2 protein-coding genes are annotated in these 3,528 nt (G+C 71.5%); both read left to right on the top strand.

Annotated elements, in window-relative coordinates; genetic code table 11:
- A partial coding sequence (locus tag ACFWJ4_RS41170; protein WP_380554484.1) for a polymorphic toxin-type HINT domain-containing protein occupies positions 1 to 3,045 on the top strand: 3,045 nt, incomplete at its 5' end.
- 16 nt (positions 3,046 to 3,061) lie between these two features.
- The gene (locus tag ACFWJ4_RS41165) at positions 3,062 to 3,403 is read left to right on the top strand and encodes a hypothetical protein (protein WP_380359278.1); all 342 of its coding nucleotides are present in this window, start codon (positions 3,062 to 3,064) and stop codon (positions 3,401 to 3,403) included.
- Positions 3,404 to 3,528 lie beyond the last annotated feature (125 nt).

Here is a 3,528-nt window from a genome sequence, read left to right as displayed (position 1 = left end):
GCCCAGCGGGCCGCCGCCAACGCGCGGACGGCGGCCGCGGCCGCGGCCGGTGACGCGACCAAGGCGCACGAGGCGCGGGTGGCGGCGGACGCCGCCGACGCCGCGGCGAAGATCGCCGCGGATGCGAACGCCACGCTGGTGAAGGCGAACGAGGCCGCCAAGAGCAGCAAGGACGCGGCGGGTGCCGCGCTGAGCGCCAAGGGCAACGCGGATTCCGCGGCGGGTTCGGCCGAGCAGGCCGGTGCCTACGCGGACAGCGCGGGCGGGCAGTCGGCGAAGGCCAAGCAGGCCGCGGCGGCGACGCGTCGCGCGGCCGCCGAGGCCGGCCGTGCCGCCGCCGCCTCCCAGCAGCTGGCCGGCGAGGCCGCCGCACAGGCCGAGGCCGCCAAGACGCTGCTGGCGTCCGCTGCCTCCCACGCCGCGGCCGCGGCCCAGGCCGCGCGGGACGCCGCCGACCACGCCGGCCAGAGCGCCAACGCCGCCCAGGAGTCCACCGACCACGCGAACGCCGCCTCCGGCTTCGCCACGGACGCCCAGACCGCGGTCGACAAGGCCAACGCCGTCCAGGACCTGACCCGTCGCACCGAGGCGGAGGACCTGGCCAACCGCACTGCGGCGGCTGTGGAGAAGGCCCGCAAGGCCAAGGCGGACGAGGCGGACAAGCAGGCGCAGACCAACCAGGCGGCCCAGGAGGTCCAGCAGGCGAAGGCCGAGGCCGACCGCCTCGCCCAGCTGACCAACCAGCCCGGCGCCACGCCCGCGCAGGTCGCCACCGACGGCCGCAAGCTCGCCCTCATCTCCCGCAAGATCTCCGGCGCCTGGGGAGAAGCAGCGGCCGAGGCCGCCCTCACCGGCAACGACAACGCGGTCTTCTCCTACCTGAAGGCCGGTCGCAAGCAGGCGGAGGAGCACGACGCGCGCGACCGTGCCACTCAGGTCTACACGGACTCGGAGAGCGACGCGGTCCGTACCGCCGCCTACACCGCGCTCCAGGGCAACGCCGCCCAGGTCGGCACGTTCCTGACCAGCGGTCAGGCAGAGGCTGCCGCTCCTGACAACCGGCTGACGATCACCCGCATCAGCGACAACGCCGGCCCCGCCGTCAAGGCCGCCGCCGACGCCGCGCTGCGGACCAACACCCCGGCCGCGCTGCGGGACTTCCTCGGCAAGGGACTGGCCGACGCCCAGGCCGCCGACGACCGCCTGACCGCCGTCCGGCTGGAGGACGCCCAGGACACCGAGCCCGAGCTCAAGGCCGCGGCGAAGGTCGCCCTCGAAGGCCCCGTCCAGGACCTGCGCACCTTCGTGGCCCGGGGCCAGTACACCGCCCAGCAGCGCGACCGGCTCACCGCCGTCCACGTCGCCGACGTCAAGGGCCTGATCGCCCAGGCCACCGCCGCCGCCGCGACCGCCCAGCAGAACGCGGCCACGGCCCAGGCCGCCGCCGCCATCGCGCGCGACGCCGCCAACGAGGCGAGCGGCTACGCCGCCGCGGCCACGGCCTCGGCCAACACCGCCGCCGACCAGGTCGCCAAGGCCCAGGCCGCCGCCGACGCCGCCCAGGCCGACGCCGCCAGGGCGGCCGCATCCGCGAAGACCGCCAACGCCGCCAAGGCCTCCGCCAACCGCGACGCCGCCAAGGCGGTCTACTCGGCCAACCAGGCCGAACGCTCCGCACGGCAGGCGTACTTCGCCGCTGCCGATGCCAAGGATTCCGCCAGCGCCGCCCGTGCCTCGGCCGAGGCGGCAGGTCAGGACGCAGCTGCCGCCCAGGCCGCTTACGAGGACGCCCAGGCGGACTACCAGACCAAGTACGACGCCGAGGAGAAGGCCCGGCTCGCCAAGCTGGAGGCGGAGCGCAAGGAAGCCGAGAAGCAGGCCCAGGCCGAGAAGCAGAAGCAGGACGCGATCGCGGGGATCGAGGAGGAGATCAAGAAGGCGAAGGAGGACAGCGAGAACGTCAGCTACCTCTACCGCCTCTTCTCCGAGAGCATCCACCTCACCCTCGACGTCATCGGCGGTGCGGGCGGCGTCATCGCCCCCGGCCTCGCCGACATCGCCGACCTCGTCAACTGCGCCTACTACGCGGTCGAGGGCAGGACCACCGAGGCGGTCACGTCCTGCATCGGTGCGATCCCCTTCATCGGTGACGGCGCCGCCGTCGCCAAGCTCGCCCAGTGGGCCAAGAAGTTCGGCTCCTGGGGCGAGAAGGCCGTCGAGTTCATCAAGAAGCTCGTCACGCGCATTCCGCCGTCCTGCCCGCTGAACAGCTTCCCGGCCGGCACCCGCGTCCTGATGGCCGACGGTTCCACCCGCGCCATCGAGACCGTCCAGGTCGGCGACGAGGTCCTCGCCACCGACCCTGCGGCCGGAGCGACCGGCCCCCGCCGGGTCTCGAACACCATCTACACCCCTGACGACCGCGACTTCACCGACATCTCCCTCGGTGCGGGCCGGTCACTCACCAGCACCGACCACCACCCCTTCTGGGCCGAGAACCGGAAGCAGTGGACCGACGCCGCCGACCTCAAGCCCGGCGACGAACTGCGCGACCCGGCCGGACAGGCCCGGCCGATCGAGAGCGTCCGGCACTGGAACACCCTCCAGCCCGCCTACAACCTCACCGTCGACGACCTCCACACGTACTACGTGCTGGCGGGCGACCTGCCGGTCCTGGTCCACAACACGGACCCGGCATGTGCGACTCACCTTGCCCTCGGCCTCGAATCCATCCGCGGACAGGAAGTCGGGACGCTCGACCGGTTCGCGCAGGGCCTTGGAGCCGTGACCTACAAGAACGGGCCCTTCGGTGACCTGATTCCCAGGGGCGTGGCAACTCCTGAGAATCTCAGCAAGATGATCGATCGGGTCGTTTCCGGCGGTGGAAAGATCAGTTTCAACATGAAGGGCGTTCAGGACGTCGAGGGCATCCTCAAGGGGATGGACTACGGCAACGGTTACACCTCGCACGAGTTGAGGTACATCTGCGGAAACCCGGCGGTTCGTAGGATCACCACGTTCATCAACGGCGACGCTCCCTGCTAGCGACTAGGGTGGCGCCATGAACCTGGAGATCTCCTTCGACAGCGGGAAGCGGAACACTCGGCCCGTGATGGTGGCTCTGCCCGATGGCGGAGGGCAGGTGCTCGGCGAGTTGACCGCTCGGGAGCAGCGGCCCGGAGGGTTCGAATGGCTTCAGGTCGTCATGAAGGTCTGGTACCGCCACGTTCTTCCGGTTGCGCCGTTCACCGAGTCGATCGAGGCGGGCTCCGTCGAGACATGGGTTCCCGTCGACTCCGTGACCTTCCTCGACGGGTACGACTACTCGGGAGTCAGGAACATGAGCCCGGGTGAAGGCCGGCCGGAGGGTGCTCCGCGGTTTCCGATGCCGTGGGAGGTATGAGCATGTGACGGATCGTACGGTGCGGTGAACCGTCTTCCCCGCATCACGCGCCCGTCGGATGCTCGACGCCGAGAGGTGCGAGCCCGCACATGTCGGCGAGGACCACACGGCGGTACTGCGGGGGT

Origin of the sequence: Kitasatospora sp. NPDC127067 (genome assembly GCF_042724755.1) — a bacterium.
GTDB lineage: Bacteria > Actinomycetota > Actinomycetes > Streptomycetales > Streptomycetaceae > Kitasatospora > Kitasatospora lactacystinica.
This window is presented reverse-complemented; position numbering and strand designations above follow the sequence as displayed.